General features: G+C 69.0%; 21 protein-coding genes and 1 riboswitch. Of the genes, 6 read left to right on the top strand and 15 right to left on the bottom strand.

Going from position 1 to position 20,854, the window contains the following annotated elements:
* The first annotated feature begins 5 nt into the window (after positions 1 to 5).
* The gene (locus tag G3580_RS02530; protein ID WP_173763768.1) at positions 6 to 317 is read left to right on the top strand and encodes a hypothetical protein; all 312 of its coding nucleotides are present in this window, start codon (positions 6 to 8) and stop codon (positions 315 to 317) included.
* 150 nt (positions 318 to 467) lie between these two features.
* Here G3580_RS02530 and G3580_RS02525 read toward each other — a convergent pair whose 3' ends face one another.
* Genes G3580_RS02525 through acuR form a run of 5 tightly spaced genes read right to left on the bottom strand, consistent with a single transcriptional unit; the run spans position 468 to position 4,300 of the window.
* Positions 468 to 1,064, bottom strand: a complete 597-nt coding sequence (locus G3580_RS02525) for an acyl carrier protein phosphodiesterase (RefSeq protein WP_173763767.1) — start codon at positions 1,062 to 1,064, stop codon at positions 468 to 470.
* On the bottom strand, positions 1,061 to 1,978 hold the full coding sequence (locus G3580_RS02520) for a LysR substrate-binding domain-containing protein (RefSeq protein ID WP_228720746.1): 918 nt from the start codon (positions 1,976 to 1,978) through the stop codon (positions 1,061 to 1,063). Before G3580_RS02520 ends, G3580_RS02525 begins: the two co-directional genes overlap by 4 nt.
* A 37-nt stretch (positions 1,979 to 2,015) precedes the next feature.
* Positions 2,016 to 2,597, bottom strand: a complete 582-nt coding sequence (locus G3580_RS02515) for a peroxidase-related enzyme (RefSeq protein WP_173763766.1) — start codon at positions 2,595 to 2,597, stop codon at positions 2,016 to 2,018.
* 51 nt (positions 2,598 to 2,648) lie between these two features.
* Positions 2,649 to 3,632: an acrylyl-CoA reductase (NADPH) gene (acuI, locus tag G3580_RS02510; protein WP_173763765.1), complete on the bottom strand. Its 984-nt coding sequence runs from the start codon at positions 3,630 to 3,632 to the stop codon at positions 2,649 to 2,651.
* 20 nt (positions 3,633 to 3,652) lie between these two features.
* On the bottom strand, positions 3,653 to 4,300 hold the full coding sequence (acuR, locus tag G3580_RS02505; RefSeq protein ID WP_173763764.1) for an acrylate utilization transcriptional regulator AcuR: 648 nt from the start codon (positions 4,298 to 4,300) through the stop codon (positions 3,653 to 3,655).
* Positions 4,301 to 4,421: 121 nt separating this feature from the next.
* Here acuR and G3580_RS02500 point away from each other — a divergent pair, with 121 nt between their 5' ends.
* From G3580_RS02500 to G3580_RS02490, 3 genes are all read left to right on the top strand, one after another.
* The gene (locus G3580_RS02500) at positions 4,422 to 5,105 is read left to right on the top strand and encodes an FKBP-type peptidyl-prolyl cis-trans isomerase (RefSeq protein WP_173763763.1); all 684 of its coding nucleotides are present in this window, start codon (positions 4,422 to 4,424) and stop codon (positions 5,103 to 5,105) included.
* 164 nt (positions 5,106 to 5,269) lie between these two features.
* Complete coding sequence (locus tag G3580_RS02495; protein WP_173763762.1) at positions 5,270 to 5,623, top strand: EthD family reductase; 354 nt, start codon at positions 5,270 to 5,272, stop codon at positions 5,621 to 5,623.
* Positions 5,624 to 5,878: 255 nt separating this feature from the next.
* Positions 5,879 to 6,346, top strand: a complete 468-nt coding sequence (locus G3580_RS02490; RefSeq protein ID WP_173763761.1) for a hemerythrin domain-containing protein — start codon at positions 5,879 to 5,881, stop codon at positions 6,344 to 6,346.
* 40 nt (positions 6,347 to 6,386) lie between these two features.
* On the opposite strand, the gene G3580_RS02485 is transcribed toward G3580_RS02490, so the two are convergent.
* Both G3580_RS02485 and G3580_RS02480 read right to left on the bottom strand, forming a co-directional pair.
* Positions 6,387 to 7,619 (bottom strand): SpoIIE family protein phosphatase, encoded by a 1,233-nt coding sequence (locus G3580_RS02485; protein ID WP_173763760.1) that lies wholly within the window; start codon positions 7,617 to 7,619, stop codon positions 6,387 to 6,389.
* Positions 7,620 to 7,704: 85 nt separating this feature from the next.
* The gene (locus G3580_RS02480; RefSeq protein ID WP_173763759.1) at positions 7,705 to 8,268 is read right to left on the bottom strand and encodes a Crp/Fnr family transcriptional regulator; all 564 of its coding nucleotides are present in this window, start codon (positions 8,266 to 8,268) and stop codon (positions 7,705 to 7,707) included.
* Between the two features lie 125 nt (positions 8,269 to 8,393).
* On the opposite strand from G3580_RS02480, the gene G3580_RS02475 reads away from it, so the two are divergent.
* Positions 8,394 to 8,870 carry a hypothetical protein gene (locus tag G3580_RS02475; protein WP_228720745.1) on the top strand — a complete coding sequence of 159 codons (477 nt, stop codon included), beginning with the start codon at positions 8,394 to 8,396 and terminating at the stop codon, positions 8,868 to 8,870.
* A gap of 40 nt (positions 8,871 to 8,910) precedes the next feature.
* Here the strand turns inward: G3580_RS02475 and G3580_RS02470 are convergent, their stop codons facing one another.
* From G3580_RS02470 to G3580_RS02450, 5 genes are read right to left on the bottom strand one after another with little or no spacing between them, the layout of a single operon-like run.
* Entirely contained in the window at positions 8,911 to 10,020 is a 1,110-nt protein-coding gene (locus tag G3580_RS02470) for an ABC transporter permease (protein WP_173763758.1), read from the bottom strand.
* Position 10,021: 1 nt separating this feature from the next.
* Positions 10,022 to 11,155 carry an ABC transporter permease gene (locus G3580_RS02465; RefSeq protein WP_173763757.1) on the bottom strand — a complete coding sequence of 378 codons (1,134 nt, stop codon included), beginning with the start codon at positions 11,153 to 11,155 and terminating at the stop codon, positions 10,022 to 10,024.
* A complete protein-coding gene (locus G3580_RS02460) occupies positions 11,152 to 12,906 on the bottom strand; it encodes an ATP-binding cassette domain-containing protein (protein ID WP_173763756.1) in 1,755 nt (584 codons plus the stop codon). The genes G3580_RS02465 and G3580_RS02460 overlap by 4 nt, the downstream gene beginning before the upstream one ends.
* Positions 12,906 to 13,928, bottom strand: a complete 1,023-nt coding sequence (locus G3580_RS02455; protein ID WP_173763755.1) for an efflux RND transporter periplasmic adaptor subunit — start codon at positions 13,926 to 13,928, stop codon at positions 12,906 to 12,908. Before G3580_RS02455 ends, G3580_RS02460 begins: the two co-directional genes overlap by 1 nt.
* Positions 13,925 to 14,578 carry a TetR/AcrR family transcriptional regulator gene (locus G3580_RS02450; RefSeq protein WP_173763754.1) on the bottom strand — a complete coding sequence of 218 codons (654 nt, stop codon included), beginning with the start codon at positions 14,576 to 14,578 and terminating at the stop codon, positions 13,925 to 13,927. Before G3580_RS02450 ends, G3580_RS02455 begins: the two co-directional genes overlap by 4 nt.
* A 187-nt stretch (positions 14,579 to 14,765) precedes the next feature.
* Positions 14,766 to 14,938, top strand: a riboswitch (yybP-ykoY riboswitch).
* A 4-nt stretch (positions 14,939 to 14,942) separates the two neighbouring features.
* Here G3580_RS02450 and G3580_RS02445 point away from each other — a divergent pair.
* The gene (locus tag G3580_RS02445) at positions 14,943 to 15,518 is read left to right on the top strand and encodes a TMEM165/GDT1 family protein (protein ID WP_173763753.1); all 576 of its coding nucleotides are present in this window, start codon (positions 14,943 to 14,945) and stop codon (positions 15,516 to 15,518) included.
* Between the two features lie 120 nt (positions 15,519 to 15,638).
* Here the strand turns inward: G3580_RS02445 and katG are convergent, their stop codons facing one another.
* The 3 genes from katG to G3580_RS02430 all read right to left on the bottom strand — a co-directional run bounded on the left by katG (position 15,639) and on the right by G3580_RS02430 (position 20,848).
* Entirely contained in the window at positions 15,639 to 17,813 is a 2,175-nt protein-coding gene (katG, locus tag G3580_RS02440; protein WP_173763752.1) for a catalase/peroxidase HPI, read from the bottom strand.
* A gap of 193 nt (positions 17,814 to 18,006) precedes the next feature.
* Positions 18,007 to 18,924, bottom strand: coding sequence for a pirin family protein (locus tag G3580_RS02435; RefSeq protein ID WP_173763751.1), 918 nt, complete (start codon positions 18,922 to 18,924; stop codon positions 18,007 to 18,009).
* A gap of 112 nt (positions 18,925 to 19,036) precedes the next feature.
* On the bottom strand, positions 19,037 to 20,848 hold the full coding sequence (locus G3580_RS02430; protein ID WP_173763750.1) for a hybrid sensor histidine kinase/response regulator: 1,812 nt from the start codon (positions 20,846 to 20,848) through the stop codon (positions 19,037 to 19,039).
* Positions 20,849 to 20,854: the final 6 nt, after the last annotated feature.

Raw genomic sequence — 20,854 nt, 5'->3', positions numbered from 1 at the left:
GCCATGTGCTGCTCGAGTCTGTCCGTGATGTTTGTTTTCTTTACGAAGTCGTCCGCTGCATTAAGAACGTGTGCGGCAACGATGCGCTTTCCATCAAATTTGCGGTCCAGGCGATGGCTGAAATGCGTGATCACCACCTGATCGACATCACCGTCGGTGAGCATTTGGATGAAAGCGCTGCCGCTCCCAAGGGCCTGTCCCAACTGGATAGGTTGTTCCGTTCCGAGCAGTGTTCGTTTTGTACCGTGACGCCAACCGACAAAGGTCGGGAGTGGGTTGAGCGCTATTGGTCGCTCTTCGAGGAACTCAACTCGTAAGCTGGGCTCTGCCGAGCGAAGACCACGGAGCCACTGCTCAGGAAAGTCGCCCGGCTGCCGCGACGTGGAATCCGGGAAGCGGGATCCGGGAAACCACCTCCCGAGTCCGCCACACCGCTCCCGGATTCCGGCCTGTGGCCTCCAGCCGGGCTACGACACCTCGAGCCGCGCCCGAGTCGCGCGCGCGAAGGCCATCGCCTCGTGCAGGAACCGGGCGCTGTCGGCCTCGAAGGCGGCGTAGTGGGCGTGCAGTTCCTCACCGCTGCCGACGAAGGCGCCCGGCCGGCGCAGGCGGGCGGCGATGCGGTCGAGGGCGAGCTCGATGGTGTTCGCCTCGGCGTAGGCCGTGAGCCAGTCGTGCGCGCTCATGCGCGCCACCACCGGGCGGGCGGCTTCGGGCAGGCGATGCCGGTGCTCGTTGAGCAACGCGTACTGGCGCATGGCGAACACCGGCAAGGGCTCGTCGGGGTGGTACGCGTCCCAGTGCGCGGCCAGGAAATGGTCGTAGAACATGTCCACCATCACGCCGGCGAAGCGCCGCCGCGCGTCGCTCACCCGCGCGCGCGAGGCCTGGAAGGCGGGATGCCGGTCGGCAAAGGCGTCGATGGCGCGGTGCAGTTCGGCGCCCGCGGCGATGTCCGGCGCCAGGCCGGCGGGCAGCGGCCCCTTGACGAAATCCCCGGCCACGGCGCCCAGGCGCATGGGCACCGCCGGCCCGGCGAGCCACAGGTGGGCGAGGAAGTTCATTCGGCGAAGCCGGCGCGCAGCCAGTCGATGAATCCGGCCACCTCGGGGCGCGCGGCCGCCTCATGGGCGCAGGTGACGAAGTAGCTGTGCGGCGAGTCGGCGAGGATGTCGGTGATCGGCACCAGGCGGCCCGAATCCAGCCAGGCCGCGGCCAGGCGGCGCGAGCCCATGGCCACGCCGAGGCCGGCGCCGGCCGCTTCGAGCACCAGGCCCAGATCGTTGAACACGGCGCCGCGCTCGGGCTCGGGCAGGTTCAGCCCCGCCGCCTGGAACCACGGGGTCCACGGCAGCAGCGGGGTGCGCAGCAGGGGCGCGGCGGCCACTTCGGCGGCGCTCGTCAGCCCCAGTTCGGCCACCAGATCGGGCGCGGCGAGCGGGCCGATGCGCTCATCGAACAGCCGGTGCACCACACCGCCCAGATCGTTGCCGGTGCTCCAGCGGATGCTCACGTCGGCCGGCTCGTCGGTGGCCACGGCCACCGGATTGGCCACGTGCACCTCCAGGTCGAGGCCGTCGTGCTGGCGCATGAAGGCCGGCAGCCGGGGCATCAGCAGTTGGCGCGCGAAGGTGGGCGGCACCGAGATCCGCAGGCGCACCCGCGGGCCGTGCGCGTCGGGACGGCTATGGGCAAGCGAGACGAAGGCCTCGCGCACCCGCGCCAGGTACAGGCGCCCGGCGGTGGTGAGCCTGACCCCGGTGGGGGTGCGCTCGAACAGCTGCATCGCCAGCTGCTGCTCGAGCTGGCGGATGCGGTGGCTCACCGCGCTGGGGGTGACGCACAACTCCTCCGCCGCGGGCGCGAAGCCGCCCAGCCGCGCGGCGGCCTCGAAGGCGGCGAGCGCGTGCATGGGGGGCACGCGGCGAAACAGGGGGGAGTCGGTCATGGCGTCGGCGACGGCGGGCGAGGTGTCCATTGCACCACACTTCGCTGCCCGCCGCGGCACCGGTGCCTCACTGGCCCTTCGGCACCCGCCCCATCAGATGAAACTCCGGATTCGGCGGCGTGCCGGTCAGATGCACCAGCCGGTTGCTCATGCTGAAGAAGGCGGTGATGGCGCCGATGTCCCAGATGGCGTCGTCGTCGAAACCGTGCGCCTTCAGGGCCTCCACATCCGCATCCTCGATCTCGCCGCCGCGGGTGGACAGCTTCATGGCGAAGTCGAGCATGGCGCGCTGGCGCCCGGTCAGCGGGGCCTTGCGGTAGTTGGTGGCGAGCTGGTCGGCGATGCGCGGGTCCTTCGCACGGATGCGCAGCACCGCGCCGTGCGCCACCACGCAATACAGGCACTGGCCCGCGCCCGAGGTGGCCACCACGATCATCTCGCGTTCGGCCTTGGTGAGCCCCACGTCCTTCTCCATGAGCGCGTCGTGGTAGTCGAAGAAGGCGCGGAATTCCGCCGGCCGGTGCGCCAGCATCAGGAACACGTTGGGGATGAAGCCGGCCTTCTCCTGCACCGCGAGGATGCGATCGCGGATGTCGGCGGGCACGTCGTTCAGATCCGGCACCGCGAAGCGGCTGATGGATTTGGTCATTCGGTATCTCCTCGTCGAAGGCGGCGGGCGGCCCTGCGGCCGCCGCTGCGGTTACGGGTTCACGTTCACCACGGTGCGCCCGCGCACCTTGCCCTCGATCAGGCGGCCGGCCGTGTCGATGGCGTCCTCGAGGCCGATCTCGGTGACCATCATCTCCAGCTTGGCCATGTCCAGGTCGCGACCGAGTCGGGTCCAGGCCTCCAGGCGCGCCGCGCGCGGCGCCATCACGCTGTCGATGCCCTTGAGGGTGACGCCGCGCAGGATGAAGGGCATCACCGTGGCCGGCAGGTCGGCCCCGCCCGCCAGGCCGCACGCGGTCACGGTGCCCAGGTATTTGGTGCTGGCGCACACGTTGGCCAGGGTGTGCCCGCCCACCGTGTCCACGGCGCCGGCCCAGCGCTCGCGCGCCAGCGGCTTGCCCGGTTCGGAGAGGGTCTTGCGGTCGATGATCTCGGCGGCCCCCAGGCCCTTGAGGTAGTCCGCTTCCTCGGCACGGCCGGTGGAGGCGACCACGGTGTAGCCGAGCTTGGCCAGCACCGCCACCGCCACGCTGCCCACCCCGCCGGCCGCGCCGGTCACCACGATCTCGCCCTGATCGGGCGTCACGCCGGCCTTCTCCAGCCCCAGCACGCACAACATGGCGGTATAGCCGGCGGTGCCCACCGCCATGGCCTGGCGCGGGGTGATGCCGGCGGGCAGCGGGATCAGCCAGTCGCCCTTGAGCCGCGCCAGCTGCGCCAAGCCACCCGGATGGACCTCACCCACCCCCCAGCCGTTGAGCACCACCGCGTCGCCCACCGCGAAGTCGGGGTGCTCACTGGCCACCACGCTGCCGGCCAGGTCGATGCCCGGCACCATCGGAAACCGGCGCACCACCGGCCCCTTGCCGGTGATGGCCAGACCGTCCTTGTAGTTCAGGCAGGAGTAGTCGACCTTCACGGTCACGTCGCCTTCGGGCAGCGCCGATTCGTCGAGGGTTTCTAGGCCGGCGCGATAGCCGGCCTCGTCCTTGTGGATCACGATGGCCTTGTACATGAGGGTTCTCCTCTCCAGTGTCATGAATGATCTCGGCGGCGCAGGGCCGCGAGAAAGGTGTCGGCATACAGGAAGAGCGGCGCGTCGCTGCGCTCGAGCTTGGCGCGCAGCACCGCCCCCTCCCAACCGATCCAGAAACTGCACGCCATGCGCGTGCAGTCGGTCTCCGGCGGGATCTCGCCCGCCTCGCGGGCCGCCGCCAGGCAGGCGGCCAGACGGGCCTCCCAGTCGCGGAACACGGCCTGGAGCTGCTCACGAAACGACTCGGGCAGGTTGACCATCTCCTGGCCCAGGTTGCCGATCAGGCAGCCGCGGCGGAACCCGTGGCGCGCCATGCCGGCGGCGGCATCGTCCACGAAGGCGCCCAGGCGCGCCAGCGGCGTCAGGGTCGCGGCGTCGAACGCCCGGTCGAGCTTGCGGGCGAAGTAGTCCGCATAGGCGTCGATCACGGCCCGGCCGAAGGCCTCCTTGCTCTCGAAGTAATGGTAGAACGAGCCCTTGGGCACGCCCACCTGGCGCAGCACCTCGTCGATGCCGGTGGCCACGAAGCCCTTTTCGGTGAGCACCGCCAGGCCGGCACGCACCAGCGCGTCCCGGGTGTCGACGTGCGCCTCGATGCGCTTTGGGGGGCGCCCGCGGCGGCGGGCGACGGGGGTGTCGGTCGTCATGGGAGAATATTAGACCGGTCGTCTACAAAAATAAAGTCGCGTCGCATCGGCACGCTTTGCGATCACATCGCCGCCAACTCCGCTACCATGCGCGACACACACCCACCCGAAAGGACTCCCGATGAAGCGAACCCTCCTGTGCGCCCTGCTGCTGGGCGCCTTCACCCTGAACGCCACGGCCGCCGACCCCAAGCTCGACACCCAGGACCAGAAGCTGGGCTACGCCGTCGGTGTGCAGATGGGCATGTCGCTCAAGCACGAAGGCATCGAGCCGGACCTGGACGCCCTGTTCCTGGGCATCCGCGACGCCATGGCGGGCAAGGAGCCACGCATCAGCCAGGACGAGGCGCGCAAGGCCATGATGGCCGCGCGTGAAGCCGCCGACAAGAAACGCGGCACCGAGGCGTCGAAGAACGAGGAAGCCGGCAAGCAGTTCCTCGCCGAGAACGCCAAGAAGCCCGGCGTGAAGACCACCGCCAGCGGCCTCCAGTACAAGGTCATCAAGGCCGGCACCGGCAAGCAGCCGACGCTGGACGACCGGGTCACCACCCACTACACCGGCAAGCTGCTCGACGGCACCGTGTTCGACAGCTCGCGCAAGCGCGGCGCGCCGGCCACCTTCCCGGTGCGCGGCGTGATCGCCGGCTGGATCGAGGCCCTGCAGCTGATGCACGAAGGCGACCACTGGGAGATCTACGTGCCCGCCAACCTCGCCTACGGCGAGCGCGGCGCCGGCACCACCATCGGCCCCAACAGCACGCTGATCTTCGACATCGAGCTGCTCAAGGTCGAATCGTCGAACTGAACCGGCAACACGTTGCCAGAAGCCCGTCACGACAGTGACGGGCTTTTTTTCGCCCATGCCCCGCTCCACATCGCGCCGTCACCGTCATGCCGGGCCGGTGCTAGGATGCGTCCACGGCCAACCCGGACACGCCGGCCGGCCGCCCCAACAACAAGGAGACAGACATGATCAAGGTCAGCGTGTTCTACCCGAACCAGACGGGCGCGCGTTTCGATTTCGACTACTACACCCAGTCCCATCTGCCGATGGTGCGCGACAAGCTCGGCGAGGCCTGCAAGGGCGTGGCCGCCGAGAAGGGGCTGGCCGGTGGCGCGCCGGACGCGCCGGCACCGTACGTCGCCATCGCCCATCTGTACTTCGAGTCCGTCGAGGCCTTCAACGACGCCTTCGGGCCGGTCGCCAACGACATCCTCGGCGACATCCCCAACTACACCGATCTGGCACCGCAACTGCAGATCAGCGAAGTGCTGGTCAACGCCAGCCGCAGTGAGACCGGCGCACTGCACAGCCACGGCTGAAGCGGACGCATCAGGTAACGGGGCTGCCGTCCGGCAGCCCCGTTTTCACTGGCGCCATGAGGATGGCAGCCGCGGCCATGGCGTCCGCCGGAAATCATCGGGCGTTCGACATAGAAGCGCAGCGGCGGGCCATACGACAAGCCGCCGCCGGACCATGCCGAAAGCACATCTTGACGTCATATGAACGACAGACAATACTGACCCGGCGAAGACCCCGGTCTACGCAATAAGACATAAAAAAACACAAGGTCAGAGATGAATCCGTCCCCCCTACCCGCAGCGGTGATTGCGCGCGTCGCCAATCATCCGCTCCTGTCACGCGAACTCGAAGCGGCCTACCCGCACATCCACAGGGTCGAGGCGCTCTGCGACAAGTACGAATGGCACTTGAGCTGCGCCGGATGCGCCCACCTGGTGTTCGAATGCATTGAGCATCTGCAGGACACGCTCGGCCGCTTCCTCGAATTTCTGAGCGACCACTTCATGGAGGAAGAGGCCTACATGAAGGCGCGCGGGTGCGCGGCTGCCACCCATCCGGATTACGCAGCCCATGTCGAGGACCACGCCCGCATCACCGCAGAAATCCTGCGCATCATCACCGCGATCGGCACGACCCAGACCGTGGTCCTGATTGCCGATCTGCGCAAGCTGATGGACGACATGTGGCACCGGCACTTCATCCAGCACGACCTGTCGATCGCCGAGCTGGAGACACGCCACTGACGCGACACCGCGCGGGCGCTTGCGAGAAAATCGCCCGCGTTCAGTCCGGTGCGCCGGGCCCGGCGGCGCACGGCACCACCAGCACCGACATGTCGTCATGCGCGGGCGCCGGGCCCAGATGCCTGGCCAGGGCATCGTGAAGCCGATCGACCTCCGTGGACGCCGGCGCCTCGCCCAGCACCGCGCGCAGTCGCGTCTCGCCAAAAGCCTCGCCATCGGGCGCCATCGCCTCGATCACGCCGTCCGACACGAGGACCAGCCGGGCGGGCGCGGTCCAGTCGAAACGCTCGGTGGCCTCGCCGGCCTCAAGCGTTTCGCTCACCCCCAGCGGCAGATGGCGTGAGCTGAAACGACGCAGCAGCCGACCGCCCTCATCGACCATGAGCACGTCGGGGATCCCGCCGACCCAGATCTCGCCCTGCCGCGACCGGGGATCGACACACACGAAGGCCGCCGCCACGAAGCGGCCGACCGGCAGGGCGTTGGCCAGGACGAAATTGATCGACTCGACGAGGGTCCCAAGCGCCTCGCCCTGCTCCACCAGCCGGTAGAACTCCTGCACCACGGGCAGCACGCTCACCGCGGCCGCCAGGCCATGGCCGACGGCATCGGCCAGCAGGGCACAGAGGCGGCCGTCGGGGCTGCGCGCGGCGAGCACCAGATCCCCGGAAAAATTGTCTGCCGGATTCACCTGGTAGCGCACCCCCGCCTGACGGGTCAGCTCGCTACGGATCTGATGGTCGAGGATGCGCCGCGCCAGATCGGCCTCGCGCTCGTGGGTGTCATAGTAGGCCTTGAGCTTGCTGGCCTGTTCTCTGACCTTGACGGCGGCCAGCTGGTTTTCGGTGTTGTCGCGCAGGGTTTCGACCACCGCGATCAGACGTCCTGCCTCGTCGAACACCGGCCCCGCATCCACCACCAGATAGCGTCGCTCGCCCCGGTGGCGCATGGCGCACCAGTTCTCCGCATGCACGCCATGGGCCGGCGTTCCCGGGTCGTCGTGAGTGGTGTAGAGCTTGTCGATGGTGCTCCAGTCCTGGGTGGCCACCAGATCCGCCAGGCAGGGTCGCTCCGCCTCGTAGAAGGCCTGCCAGTGATCCCGGGTCCCGATCATCCGGTCCGCGGGAATGCCCGTCAGCCGTTCGCAGGCACGATTCCAGACGATGACCCGTCGGTCGGCGTCGAGAACGAAGGTCGGAACCACCATGTGTTCCATCAAGGTGACCGCATAGGCCGTCGGCTGCGAAAGCCGCTGGGGATTCTGCTCAGACATGGCCGCACTCCGGCTTGATCATTTCTATCACTTTAGTTTTAACCCAGACCGCCCGCGCGGTCATCCGACACGGATACGCCATCGTTTAGCGGCGATACACGGTCCGCTCGTCCACGTCGATCACGCCCTCCCGGACCAGCCGCGCCAGCGCCCGGTAGAGGGCCTCGTGCGTCAGGCCCAGTTCGGCCGCCCAGGCCTTCTTCGACCCGGCCAGCGTCAGCCGTCCGTCGGGACACTCGGTCTCCAGATAGTGCAGGATGCGCGCCCGCGCACTGCGCAATCCCAGGCGCTCGCACTGGGCCCGGCTCTTGCGCACTTCACGCATCAGATGGAACATCCACTGGTCCCGGAACACCGCGCAGCCTGCGAGGCCACGGCGGAATTCGCGCATGGGAAACACCAGCGCCCGCCCCGGCGTGGCGGCTATCGCATCGCAATGGTAGCGATCGGCCTCGACGCTGGCCTCGGCCAGAAACGATCCCCGGGCGCGCTGCAGGACGAGCTCGGTGCCGTCCGGCGAGAGACGGCACAGATGCACCTCGCCCTCGGCGATGAAGCACATCTCGCGCGGCGGCGCGCCGAGGGCGAACAGGCGCGCGCCACGCCCGAACGCCCGCCACACGGCGGCCGCACGCAGGTCGGCGGGCATCGCATCGAACGCCGGGTGTGCCGGCCAGGAGGGAGGGTCGCTTGCCTTCATATGATTTGAATCATACGAGATGAGCCCCGATTCGGACTATCTTTCCGGATCCCATCGCGACCCCGAGGCCCCCCGTGCGCTACGCCCTGCCCCTGACGATGCTGCTCCTGTCGCTCCCGGGCCATGCCCAGCAGCACGACCCCGCCATGCATGCGCACACACCGGGCATGGCTGCGCCAGCCGATTCGCGCGAACGGGTCCACTTTCCCGACGCCATGGTCGCGCACACCCTCGCGAGCATGCGCGACCACCTAGCCGCGCTCCAGGAGATCCAGGCCGCGCTGGCTTCGGGCCACTACGACCACGCCGCAGAGGTCGCCGAACAGCGCCTCGGCATGTCGGCCCTCGTCCTCCACGGCGCCGCCGAGTCGTCGAAGTTCATGCCCGAAGGCATGCAGGCGGCCGGGTCGAAGATGCACCACAGCGCCAGCCGCTTCGCCATCGCCGCCCGCGACGCCGGCGTGACCGGCGATCTGGCGCCCGCACTCAAGGGCCTCGCCGAGGTGACCGCGGCCTGCGTGCAGTGCCACAGCGGCTACCGGCTCCGCTAGCACACCGACACACCTCCCTGACGACGGGGGAAAGCCTCCCTCAATACATGCGATGCCGGAACAGCCAGCTGGCCGCGAGCATGGTGGCCAGACTGATCAGCGCCATGGGCCAGAACTGGTCGGCGAGGATGGCGAAACCCGCACCTTCGAGAAAGGTCTTGCGCAGGATGACGAGGAAGTAGCGCAGCGGGTCCAGATAGGTGAACAGCTGCACCGCGCGCGGCATGTTGGCGATGGGCGTGGCGAAACCGGAGAGGATCACCGCCGGTACCATGAACAGGAACGCCCCCAGCAGCCCCTGCTGCTGGGTCGCCGACAGCGCCGAGACCAGCAGCCCGATGCCCACCGCGGAGAGCAGGAACAGGCACAGCCCGGCATAGAAGGCCGCCAGGCTGCCGAGGAAGGGCACCTCGAACCACAGGGTCGCCACCAGCAGGATCACCGTCGCCTGGACGATGCCGATCACCAGCCCGGGCACGCACTTGCCCACCAGGATCTCGCCCGGGCGCAGGGGCGTGACCAGCAGCTGGTCGAAGGTGCCCTGCTCGCGTTCGCGCGCCACGGTCAGCGCCGTGACCAGCATGGTCACCACCAGCGTCAGCATGCCGATGATGCCCGGAATGAAGAACCAGCGGCTCTCCAGATTGGGGTTGAACCAGGCGCGCATGTGCAGCCGCGCCGGCGGGCCGCGCAGGCCGCCGGCCTCGATCTGCGCATCGTTGAAACGGTTGATGATGCTGCGCACGTCGTTGAGCGCGATCATCGCGGTGTTGGAGTTGCGCCCGTCGATGATCACCTGCACCGGCGCCGGCCGGCCGAGCTGCAGGTCGGCGCTGAAGGTGGGGCCGATGTGGATGACCACCATCGCCCGGCGCGCGTCCACCAGCGACGCGACCTGGCCTTCGCTGCGCAGGGTCGCGATCCGGTGGAAGCTGGGCGAGCCGTCGAAATGGGCCAGCAGCTCACGGGCGGCGAGGCCACGGTCCTCGTTGTAGACCGCGTAGGGCACCTGCTTCAGGTCGAAGGTGGCCGCGTAGCCGAACACCAGCAGCTGGATCAGCGGCGGCACGATCAGCACGATGCGGCTCTTCGGGTCCTTGAGCAGGGCCAGGAATTCCTTGTGGATGAGGGCGAGGATGCGCTGGAGCATGTCAGTCGAGCCGCTTTCTCGACTTGCGCCAGGTGATGCCCAGGAACAGCGCCGCCATGAGCGCCAGTGCCAGCGCGTTGGGCACGATCACCGACCACACGTTGCCGGCCAGGAACAGGGTCTGCACGATGGCCACGAAGTAGCGCGCGACGATGGCGTGGGTGATCGCCTGCACCACCGGCGGCATGCTGCCGATGTCGAAGATGAAGCCGGAGAGCAGGAAAGCCGGCAGGAAGGTGGCGATGATGGCCACCTGCCCGGCGACGAACTGGCTGCGCGCCAGCGTGGAGATGGTCAGCCCCATGCCCAGCGCCGCGAGCAGGAACAGGCTGGAGCAGCCCCACAGCACCCAGAAGGAGCCGCGCAGCGGCACCGCGAACAGCCCCACCGCGAGGCCCACGGTGAGCAGCATGCCACCGGTGCCGAGCACGAAATAGGCGGCCAGCTTGCCCAGCAGCACCTCGCTCATGCTCGCGGGCGTGACCATGAGCGCCTCCATGGTGCCGCGCTCCCACTCGCGCGCCATCACCAGCGCGGTGAGCAGCGCGCCGATCAGGGTCATGATGATCGCCACCAGCCCCGGCACCAGGTAGTTGCGGCTGCGCAGCTCGCTGTTGAACCAGATGCGCGGCTGCAGATCGACCGGCATCTGCAGCGTCTGCCCGGCGTCGGCCGCCTGCGCGGCGAGCCAGACGCTCCACGCCCCTTGCACATAGCCCTCGACCAGGCGCGCGGTGTTGGCATCCACGCCGTCGACGATCACCTGGATGGCCGCGCCGTCGGCCTGGCGCAGCCGGCGGGAGAAATCGGACCGCAGGCGCACGATGCCGCGCACCTCGCCCGCCAGCAGCGCCTGCTCGGCGGCCGCCATGGAGGGCATGGGGCGGGCGTCGAAATAGTGCGAGCCGTGCAGCGCGGCGAACAAGTCGGCGCTGTCCTGCGAGGGCGCGTCGGCCACGGTGGCGATGGGCACATGATCCGCGTCCAGCGACACCCCGTAGCCGAACAGCACGAGCAGAAAGATGGGCATCAGGAAGGCGATGGCGATACTGCTCGGATCGCGCACGATCTGGAGGAACTCCTTGCGCACCAGGCCGCCCAGGCGCATGGCCGGCCCGCCTCGCGCCGCGCTCATGCCGCTGCCTCGGTGGCCTGGGCCTCGGCCGCCTCGATGAGGCCGATGAAGGCGTCCTCCAGACTCGGCTCGGGCCGGCCGGGCCGACGCGCCTGCGCCTTGATGGCGGCCGGCGCGTCCTGGGCGAGGATGCGCCCGGCGGCCATGATGGCGAGCCGGTCGCAATACTCCGCCTCTTCCATGAAGTGGGTGGTCACCAGTACGGTGACGCCCTCGCGCGCCAGCGCATTGATGCGCCGCCAGAACTCGCGCCGCGCCATGGGATCGACGCCGGAGGTGGGTTCGTCGAGGAACAGGATGCGCGGCCGGTGCATGAGCGCGCAGGCCATCGCCAGGCGCTGCTTGTAGCCCAACGGCAGCTCGCCGCTGAGCTGCTCGGCCGCGGCGCCCAGGTCGAATTCGTCCACCGCCCAGGCGATGCGCGCGGCCAGGGTGTCGCCCGCCAGGCCATAGGCGCGGGCGAAGAAGTCCAGGTTCTGGCGCACCGTGAGGTTGCCGTAGAGCGAGAACTTCTGCGACATGTAGCCGATGCGCGCGCGCGCCACCGAGGCGGCGCGGCGCAGGTCGAGGCCGGCCACCTCCAGCTGCCCGGCACTGGCCGGCAGCAGGCCGCACAGCATGCGGAAGGTGGTGGTCTTGCCGGCGCCGTTGGCGCCCAGCAGGCCGAAGATCTCGCCCTGGCGGATCTCGAAATCCACCCCGTCCACCGCCCAGAAGTCGCCGAAGCGACGCTTCGCGCCCACCGCGCGGATCACCGGCACATCGGTCGGATCGACCTGCGCCACCGGCGCGTCGGCCATGGCGGCCGTGGCGCCCGCACGGGGCTGCTGCGCATGCAGGCGGTCGATGAAGGCGTCCTCGAAGCGCGGCGGCACCGCCTCGACCTCGGTGCCGGCCACCGTCGTCACCGCCTCCGGCAGCGCGTCGCCCGCGGTGACCACGCGCACATGCTCGCCCTGCACCAGCGCGTCGACGATGCCGGGCATGGCCTCGATCTGCACGATCAGGTCGCGCGGCCGGGTCTCCGCGCGCGTCACCCGCCAGGTGCGCCCGGCCAGGCGCGCGCTCAGTTCGGCCGGGGCGCCCTGATCGAGCATCCGCCCCTCGTGCAGCAGGATCACGTCGGCGCAGCGCTCGGCCTCGTCCAGGTAGGCGGTGGCCAGCAGCACGCTCATGCCCTCGCCCTTGACCAGCCGGTCCACGATGGCCCACAGCTCCCGCCGCGATACCGGGTCCACGCCCACCGTCGGCTCGTCGAGCAGCAGCAGGCGCGGCGGCCGCACCAGGGTGCACGCCAGCCCGAGCTTCTGCTTCATGCCGCCGGACAGGCGCCCGGCGAGGCGTCGGGTGAAGGGCGCCAGGCCGGTCATGCGCATCAGTTCGTCATAGCGCGCGGCCCGCTCGGCGCGCGGCACGCCCTGCAGGTCGGCGTACAGATCGAGGTTCTCCTGCACGCTCAGGTCTTCGTAGAGGCCGAAGCGCTGGGGCATGTAGCCCAGCGCCCGCTGCACCGCCGCCGCCTCGCCGGTGGCATCGCGCCCGAGCACCGAGACCCGGCCTTCATCGGGCCCGAGCAGGCCGGCGGCCAGACGCATGAAGGTGGTCTTGCCGGCCCCGTCCGGACCGATCAGCCCGGTGACCGTACCGGCACGCACCTGCAGGTCGATACCGTCGAGCGCGGTCACGCGCCGGGTGCCGCTTGCGAAGGCCTTGCGCAGCCCCTCGGCGACCAGGACCGGCGCCTCGGCCATCACCGCGCTCCCGCGCAGGGCGAGTGCTGGCCGGCGGGCTGGTCGTAGTCGATGGTGACCGTCACCGGCATGCCCTGGCGCAGCGCCGCCTGCCCCTCGCAGGCAAACACCCGCGCCTGGTAGACCAGACTGGTGCGCAGCTCCGGCGTCTCCACCGACTTCGGGGTGAACTCGGCGCTCGGCGACACGTAGCCGACCCAGCCGGCGACCTTGCGATCCGGATGGCTGTCGGTGGTGATCTCCGCCCGCGCGCCCGGCGGCACCCGGCCGAGCGCCGCTTCGGGCAGATACACCCGCGCCCACACCGGCTCGGTGAGCGCCAGGGTGAGCACGGTCTTCTGCGGCGAGGCCATGTCGCCCGGCTCCAGCACCCGGTTCTCGATCACGCCGGGCTCGGGCGCCACGAGCGTGCCTTCGGTCAGATCATGCTCGAGCCCGGCCACGGCGGCCGTCTGCGCGGCAAGACCGGCCTCGGCGGCGGCCACATCCTCGGCCCGCGGACCGAGTTGCGCCAGCCGGTAGCTTTCGTCGGCGGCCTTGAGGCGTTGCTGCGCGGCCGCCAGCACGTTTCTGGCGCTGTCCACCTGCTGTTGGGCGATGAAGTGCTTCGCGAGCAGGCCGCGCTGGCGCTCATACACCTGGCGCGCCTCGCGCACCGCCACCTGCGCGGCGTCGCGCTCTGCCGCCGCCTGCCGGATCTCCTCGGGCCGCGAGCCGGCCTTGAGCTTGGCCACCTGGCTGCGCTGCGCCTGGGCCTGGGCCTGTGCCTGCTGCAGGCTCAAGGCCAGACGGGTGGTGTCGAGCCGGGCCAGCACCTGCCCCTTGCGCACCGGATCGCCCTCGCGCACGAGCACCTCGGCCACCCGGCCGCTGGCGTTGAAGGCCAGGTCCACCTCGCGGATGTCCATGTTGCCCTGGAGCACCAGGGCGTTGGCGGTCTCGGCATGGTCGCGGGTCGCCATCCAGGCGGCGGCCGCGGCCGCCACCAGCACGACGGGAATGGCCAGCAGTTTCTTGTTCATGTTCGTTCCGTGTCGGTGCCGTCGGCGGCCAGCCCGTCGAACAGCAGATCGAGATGCACCTCGAGGTGATGCCGCAGGTCGAGCGGCTCGGCCTCGAAGGCGGCAAAGCTGTGGCGCCAGAGGATGGACATCAGCAGCGGCGCGACCACGATGCGCCACGCGTAGTCCGCGTCGATGGCCCGGAATTCGCCCGTCGCGACGCCTTCACGCAACGTGCCCGCCACCATGTCGCGGGCCCGCGAGATCACTTCTTCGTAATAGAAGCGCGCCACCTCGGGAAAGTTGCCGGCCTCGGCGATCACCAGCTTCGGGATGCCCGACAGCGCCGAGCCGGCGACCCGCTCCATGAAGGTGGTGAGCATCAGCACCAGGCGCGCACGCGCACCGGAGGGCTGTTCGTGCTGCCGCTGCGCCACCTCGTCGAAGCCCGGGACGAGGGCATGGCGCACCACCGCCTTGAACAGCTCGAACTTGTTTTCGTAGTAGCGGTAGAGCGTGCCCTTGGCCACGCCGGCGCGCCGGGCCACGGCGTCGAGCCGGGTCGCGGCATAACCGCGCTCGACGAATTCCGCCAGCGCGGCGTCGAGCAGCTCCTGCGGACGGGCGTCCGCGCGGCGTTGCCAGCGCGAGGGTTTCTTTCGGTTCAGCACGGGCTTCGGACATAAATGACCAACAAGTCATTTATACGCCTGGTGCCTGTGCGCTGCAATGGCAACGTCCGGCCCGCCCGTCGGCGTCGCTCGCGGCGCCGGCGCCCGCCCGGGCACGACGTCACGCAAGCATGATGGCGCAGTGTCCGATCACGCCCGGCGCTCGCCCCGGGGCCAATGTGGCATACTCGTGCCCGTCATTGGGGAGTAGCCTCTCTTCACCACGAAGAGGCTTGCGTCAACACACTTGCCGACCCGACATGGCGCAAGCGGTTCCACGACTTGGCAAGACCTTTGACCACCCTACCTTCCGAGGCCGGCGAGGGGGCGTGGTCATTCGTCATGTCCGGCCCGGAATCTGTTCATGGAAGCCTTCCTCGTCTCGACGGGCATCGTCGCCCTGGCCGAAATCGGCGACAAGACCCAACTGCTCGCCTTCATCCTCGCCGCCAAGTTTCGCAAGCCGGTGCCCATCATTCTCGGCATCCTGGCGGCGACCATCGCCAACCACGCGTTCGCAGGGGCGCTCGGCGCCTGGATCACCGCCCAGGTGGCGCCCGGGATCATGCGCTGGATCCTCGGGCTGTCGTTTCTGGGCATGGCCCTGTGGACCCTGATTCCGGACAAATTCGATGAGGATGAAGCCCGCCTGACCCAGTACGGGGTGTTCGGTACCACGCTGGTGGCCTTCTTCCTGGCGGAGATGGGGGACAAGACCCAGGTGGCCACCGTGGCGCTGGCAGCGCAGTTTCACGCGTTCGTGCCCGTGGTCGCCGGGACCACGATCGGCATGATGATCGCCAACGTTCCTGCCGTGCTGCTGGGCGACCGGATCGCGCACGCGGTGCCTGTCAAACTGGTCCACACGATCGCCGCAGGCATCTTCGCGGTTCTCGGCGTGGCGACCCTGATGGGCGCCGCTGAGGCGCTGGGATATTGAGACGGCGCCCGCCCGTGGGCGCGCGGATGCGCCTCAGAGGTGAGCGGTCAGGACGGCGGCCCCGGCGAGGTGGATCACCACGCCGAGGAACAGGCATGACGCGGGGAGGTCCGTCGCCCCTCAGGCCAGATCGAAGCGATCCGCGTGCATCACCTTGGTCCAGGCGGCGACGAAATCCGTGACGAATTTCGCCCGGTTGTCGTCCTGCGCATAGACCTCGGCATAGGCGCGGAGAATCGCGTTCGAGCCGAACACCAGATCCACCCGCGTCGCCGTCCACTTGACCGCGCCGCTGTGTCGGTCGCGAATCTCATAGACGCCCTTGCCGGCCGGCACCCAGGTGTTGGCCATGTCGGTGAGATTGACGAAGAAGTCGTTGGTGAGCACGCCTTCCCGATCGGTGAACACGCCATGTTTCGTGCCGCCATGGTTGGTCCCCAGCACCCGCATGCCGCCGACCAGCACGGTCATCTCGGGGGCGGTGAGGCCCATGAGCTGGGTGCGGTCGAGCAGCAGCTCCTCGGCGCTGACCACGTAGTCCTGCTTGAGCCAGTTGCGATAGCCGTCGTGGAGCGGTTCGAGCACCTCGAAGGACGCGACGTCGGTCATTGCGTCGGTGGCATCGCCCCGCCCCGGCGCGAATGGCACGGAGACCTCGACGCCGGCGGCCTGCGCCGCCTGCTCGACCCCCACGTTGCCGGCCAGCACGATCACGTCGGCCACACTGGCACCGCTGTCGGCCGCAATGCCTTCGAGCACGCCGAGCACCCGGGCCAGGCGTGCCGGCTCGTTGCCTGCCCAGTCCTTCTGCGGCGCGAGGCGGATGCGCGCGCCGTTGGCGCCGCCGCGCATGTCGGAACCGCGATAGGTGCGGGCGCTGTCCCAGGCGGTGGCGACCATGTCGGCCACGCTCAGGCCGCTGGCGGCGATCTTCGCCTTCACCGCGGCCACGTCGTAGGCGGTCGGCCCCGCCGGCACCGGGTCCTGCCAGATGAGATCCTCGGCCGGCACGTCGGGGCCGAGGTAGCGCGCCTTCGGGCCCATGTCGCGGTGGGTGAGCTTGAACCAGGCGCGGGCGAACACCTCCGAGAAGTAGGCCGGGTCCTGGTGGAAACGCTCGGCGATCCTGCGGTATTCCGGGTCCATCTTCATGGCCATGTCGGCGTCGGTCATGATCGGGTTGTGGCGGACCGACGGATCCTCCACGTCCGCCGGGCGATCCGCCTCGGCGATGTCCACGGGCTCCCACTGCCAGGCGCCGGCCGGGCTCTTCTTCAGTGCCCATTCGTGGCCCAGCAGCATGTCGAAGTAGCCGTTGTCCCACCGCGTCGGATGGGTCGTCCACGCCCCCTCGATGCCGCTGGTGACCGCGTCGTGGCCGATGCCCCGGGTGGTCTTGTTGATCCAGCCCAGACCCTGGTCCTCGACACCGGCCGCTTCAGGCTCGGGGCCGAGATTCTGCGCCTGGCCGTTGCCGTGGCACTTGCCCACGGTATGGCCACCGGCGGTCAGGGCCACCGTTTCCTCGTCGTTCATGGCCATGCGGGCGAAGGTCACGCGCACGTCCTGGGCGGTCTTGAGCGGATCGGGCTGACCGTCCACGCCCTCCGGGTTCACGTAGATGAGCCCCATCATCACCGCGGCGAGCGGGTTCTCCAGGTCGCGTTCGCCCGAGTAGCGGCTGCCTTCACTGCCGCTGGGGGCGAGCCATTCCTTCTCGGAGCCCCAGTAGGTGTCCTTTTCCGGATGCCAGATGTCCTCGCGACCGAAGCCGAAGCCGAAGGTCTTCAGCCCCATGGACTCGTAGGCGACGGTACCGGCGAGGATGATCAGATCCGCCCAGCTGATCTTGTTGCCGTACTTCTTCTTGATCGGCCACAGCAGGCGCCGCGCCTTGTCCAGGTTCACGTTGTCGGGCCAGGAATTGAGCGGCGCGAAGCGCTGGTTGCCGGTGCCGCCACCGCCGCGACCGTCCGCGGTGCGGTAGGAACCGGCCGCATGCCAGGCCATGCGGATCATGAGGCCGCCGTAGTGGCCCCAGTCGGCCGGCCACCAGGCCTGGCTGTCGGTCATCAGGGCGCGCATGTCCTGCTTGAGCGCGTCGAAGTCGAGCGTCTTCACCGCCGCGCGATAGTCGAAGTCCGCGCCCATCGGATCGGTCTTGGTGTCGTGCTGATGGAGGATGTCCAGGTTGAGCGCGTTCGGCCACCAGTCCATGTTCGAGATACCGGCCGCCGTGTTGCCGCCGTGCATCACGGGGCATTTGCCGCCGGTTTTCATGTCATTGCCACCCATGTTCGTCTCCTCGTTCTTGCCGCATTGGTTGAAGTTCGCCCCGGCGAGCACCTGAAGGCGCCCCGCCGATACGGCAAGGTCATGGCCCCGCAGGCCTCCGTGCCGTGCTCACGAAACCAGTGTAGTTATTTAAATTTCGAATTAAAACAATGAACGAGATTGATTCACGCTATCAGCGCAGACTGCGCCCGCCTCATTCCGGCAAGGGAATGAACTCGGTCTCGTCGCCCGGCACCGTGGCGAAACGCCCACCGCGCCAGTCCGCCTTGGCCTGGTCGATGCGCGCCTGGCGGCTGGAGACGAAGTTCCACTCAATGAAGCGCCGCCCCAGCGGCTCGCCGCCGATGAGGGCGATGCGGGCATCGGTGTCGGCGCGCACGCTCACCCCGGTCGCCTCCTTGAGCACCGCCATGGCATGTGGCGCCAGCGCCGTCGCGCCGACGTGCACGCGACCGCTCGCCAGGTACACCGCGCGCTCCGGGGCGTCGGGCAGGGCGAGGGTCTGGCCGGCCTTCAGATCCGCTTCGACATACAACGTCTCGGCGAAGGTCTTCACCGGCGAGCGCACCCCGTAGGCCTGCCCCATCATCACCCGCACGCGCACGCCGCCGACCTCGCGCGCCGGGATGTCCGCGCCGGGATAGTGAATGAAGGCCGGGGCGATCTCCTCGTCCGCTTCGGGCAGGGCAAGCCACAGCTGCAGGCCGTGCAGGCGGTGCGGCGCGGCCGTCACCTCCGGGCGCTCCCGTTCGGAATGGACGATGCCGCTGCCCGCGACCATGAGGTTGATGTCGCCGGGCCGGATGGCCTGCAGGCTGCCGAGCGAGTCCCGATGCAGGATCTCGCCCTCGAACAGATAGGTGACGGTGGCCAGATTGATGTGCGGGTGGGGACGCACGTTGATGCCCGAGCCGGCGGGGAAGTCGGCCGGCCCCATGTGATCGAAGAAGATCCACGGCCCCACCATCTGGCGCTGCGCCGTCGGCAGCACCCGGCGCACCGAGAATCCGCCCAGATCCTTGTCTCGCGGCGTGATGATCAGGTCGACGGCGTCGCAACCCGCCTCGAAGCGGCAGTCGGATTCGACCACCCGGGGTTCGGCAATGCTCATGGGGCGCTCCGGTGAAATGACTTCTGCAAGAAGCCTAGTCCATCCGGCAGACATGCGCATGACGCCAGTGAAACCATCGGCGGCCGAGCACCGACGGCCAGTGAGCCGCCGCTCAGCTGCGCCAGCGGGTGATCGCAGCGTCGAGTGCTTTCATGTCGAGCGGCTTGGCCAGGAAGTCGTTCATGCCCGCCTCCAGGCAGCGCGCCGTATCTTCCTCGAACACGCCGCCGGTCAAGGCAATGATCGGCGTCGGCGGGCGCCCCGATGCGTGCTCCCGGGCGCGGATCCGGCGGGCGGCCGTCAGCCCGTCCATGACCGGCATCTGCACATCCATGAGGATGAGTGCCGGGTCGAGGCCGTCCTCGAGTGCGGCGAGGCATTCCTCACCGTTTTCCGCACTCACGGTCTGCAAGCCCATCCGCTTGAGGACCATCTGCGCCACCTTGCGATTGATCGCGTTGTCGTCGACCACGAGCACCACACCGTCCCGCGCCTTGCTGTCCCCTTGCACCATCAAGCCCCCATCGGCCAAAGTCATCTGTTCATCCCCGGCGTCTTCCGCGCGCTCGAGGCGGACGCGAAACCAGAACCGGGAGCCCCGGCCCACGTCACTGTCCACCCCGACCGTCCCCTCCATGAGTTCCGCCAGCCGGCGCACGATCGACAACCCCAGACCGCTGCCACCGTACTCGCGCGTCGTCGAGCTGTCGGCCTGCGTGAACGGCTGGAACAGCCTCGCCTGGACCTCCGGGGCGATGCCGATGCCGCTGTCGGTCACCGCGAACTCGAGCACCGCCTCGTGCGCCGTGGCCTCCACTTCCGAGACCTCGACACGGACGAACCCGGTCCGTGTGAACTTGATGGCGTTGCCGAGCAGGTTCGACAGCATCTGGCGCAGGCGGGTGACATCGCCGGTGTAAGCGTCCGCCGACGCGCATGTCCGGTCGACCGTCAGTTCGAGCCCCTTGGCCGTGGCCATGGAGTGGAACGACTCGGTGGTCTCCTCGAGCAGCCGCGCGAGATCGACGCGCGTGGGCACCAGTTCCATTCTGCCCGCCTCGATGCGCGAGATATCCAGGATGTCATTGAGAATCGTCAGCAGGAGCTGCCCGGAGCTGTTGATCGTGCGCGCATAGTCGGTGCGTTGCTCGTCGGTCAGACGGTCCCGGATCAGGAGCAGCTGCGCCATGCCGAGGATGCCGTTGAGCGGCGTGCGGATCTCGTGCGACATGGTCGCCAGAAAGGCGCTCTTGGCCTCGTTCGCGGCCTCGGCGGCGGCCGTCGCCTTCTCGAGCACGCGCACCATGCGGCCGTTTTCCAGCCCCAGGCGGATGGACGAGGCGATGGTGGCATGGAGGTAGCGGGTCCCGGAAAACATCGCCACGACCATCACCACGATGATCACGGCGAAGCCCACATCGAGCGGTGCCTCGGCCTGCCAGATGATGACGGCCAGCATCGGCAGGCTGATCAGGAGCGTGAACGCGTGCAGCGCCCGCGGCACCGGCGCGAGCACCGTGGCCGCACCGGCCACCAGCCCGGCCGCGAGCAAACCCGTGAACAGGCGCACGGCATCCGGGGCGGCCCACATGAAGGCCGCCGCACCCACGCCCCACAGCGCCCCGAGGATCCCGGTGGCGATGACATAGCGACGACGCCACCGGCCCGCCTGCGCGGTCGAGGGCCGGGCCGCGCGAAAGCGCACCGAGAGCATGAAGCGTCCGCCGGACACCAGACAGACACCGAGCCACCAGGTCAGCGCCAGCGCCGGGCTGACATGGGTCGACACGTTGACATAGGCCAGCAGCGCACCGGTGACGACGTTGGTGACCAACGCCACACGCGCGTTGCGGTAGAGCAGCTCGGTGAGCCGTCGCTGCACTTCGGCCTCGAGGTCGCCGTCCGGTTCGATCGTGGGGTCCATGGTTTC

This window comes from Nitrogeniibacter mangrovi (assembly GCF_010983895.1).
Classification (GTDB): Bacteria; Pseudomonadota; Gammaproteobacteria; order Burkholderiales; family Rhodocyclaceae; genus Nitrogeniibacter; species Nitrogeniibacter mangrovi.
Note: the sequence above shows the minus strand (reverse complement) of the source record. Positions and strands in the feature narration are given on the sequence as shown.

Coding starts and splice junctions, on each gene's coding strand:
- G3580_RS02520 (WP_228720746.1), bottom strand. CDS start 1,978: ATGGACACCTCGCCCGCCGTCGCCGACGCCATGACCGACTCCCCCCTG.
- G3580_RS02515 (WP_173763766.1), bottom strand. CDS start 2,597: ATGACCAAATCCATCAGCCGCTTCGCGGTGCCGGATCTGAACGACGTG.
- G3580_RS02495 (WP_173763762.1), top strand. CDS start 5,270: ATGATCAAGGTCAGCGTGTTCTACCCGAACCAGACGGGCGCGCGTTTC.
- G3580_RS02435 (WP_173763751.1), bottom strand. CDS start 18,924: ATGAGCATTGCCGAACCCCGGGTGGTCGAATCCGACTGCCGCTTCGAG.
- G3580_RS02445 (WP_173763753.1), top strand. CDS start 14,943: ATGGAAGCCTTCCTCGTCTCGACGGGCATCGTCGCCCTGGCCGAAATC.
- G3580_RS02455 (WP_173763755.1), bottom strand. CDS start 13,928: ATGAACAAGAAACTGCTGGCCATTCCCGTCGTGCTGGTGGCGGCCGCG.
- G3580_RS02470 (WP_173763758.1), bottom strand. CDS start 10,020: ATGCTCCAGCGCATCCTCGCCCTCATCCACAAGGAATTCCTGGCCCTG.
- G3580_RS02480 (WP_173763759.1), bottom strand. CDS start 8,268: ATGCCCGCCGACCTGCGTGCGGCCGCCGTGTGGCGGGCGTTCGGGCGT.
- katG (WP_173763752.1), bottom strand. CDS start 17,813: ATGGGTGGCAATGACATGAAAACCGGCGGCAAATGCCCCGTGATGCAC.
- G3580_RS02490 (WP_173763761.1), top strand. CDS start 5,879: ATGAATCCGTCCCCCCTACCCGCAGCGGTGATTGCGCGCGTCGCCAAT.
- G3580_RS02430 (WP_173763750.1), bottom strand. CDS start 20,848: ATGGACCCCACGATCGAACCGGACGGCGACCTCGAGGCCGAAGTGCAG.
- G3580_RS02485 (WP_173763760.1), bottom strand. CDS start 7,619: ATGTCTGAGCAGAATCCCCAGCGGCTTTCGCAGCCGACGGCCTATGCG.
- G3580_RS02460 (WP_173763756.1), bottom strand. CDS start 12,906: ATGGCCGAGGCGCCGGTCCTGGTCGCCGAGGGGCTGCGCAAGGCCTTC.
- acuI (WP_173763765.1), bottom strand. CDS start 3,632: ATGTACAAGGCCATCGTGATCCACAAGGACGAGGCCGGCTATCGCGCC.
- G3580_RS02465 (WP_173763757.1), bottom strand. CDS start 11,155: ATGAGCGCGGCGCGAGGCGGGCCGGCCATGCGCCTGGGCGGCCTGGTG.
- acuR (WP_173763764.1), bottom strand. CDS start 4,300: ATGACGACCGACACCCCCGTCGCCCGCCGCCGCGGGCGCCCCCCAAAG.
- G3580_RS02525 (WP_173763767.1), bottom strand. CDS start 1,064: ATGAACTTCCTCGCCCACCTGTGGCTCGCCGGGCCGGCGGTGCCCATG.
- G3580_RS02500 (WP_173763763.1), top strand. CDS start 4,422: ATGAAGCGAACCCTCCTGTGCGCCCTGCTGCTGGGCGCCTTCACCCTG.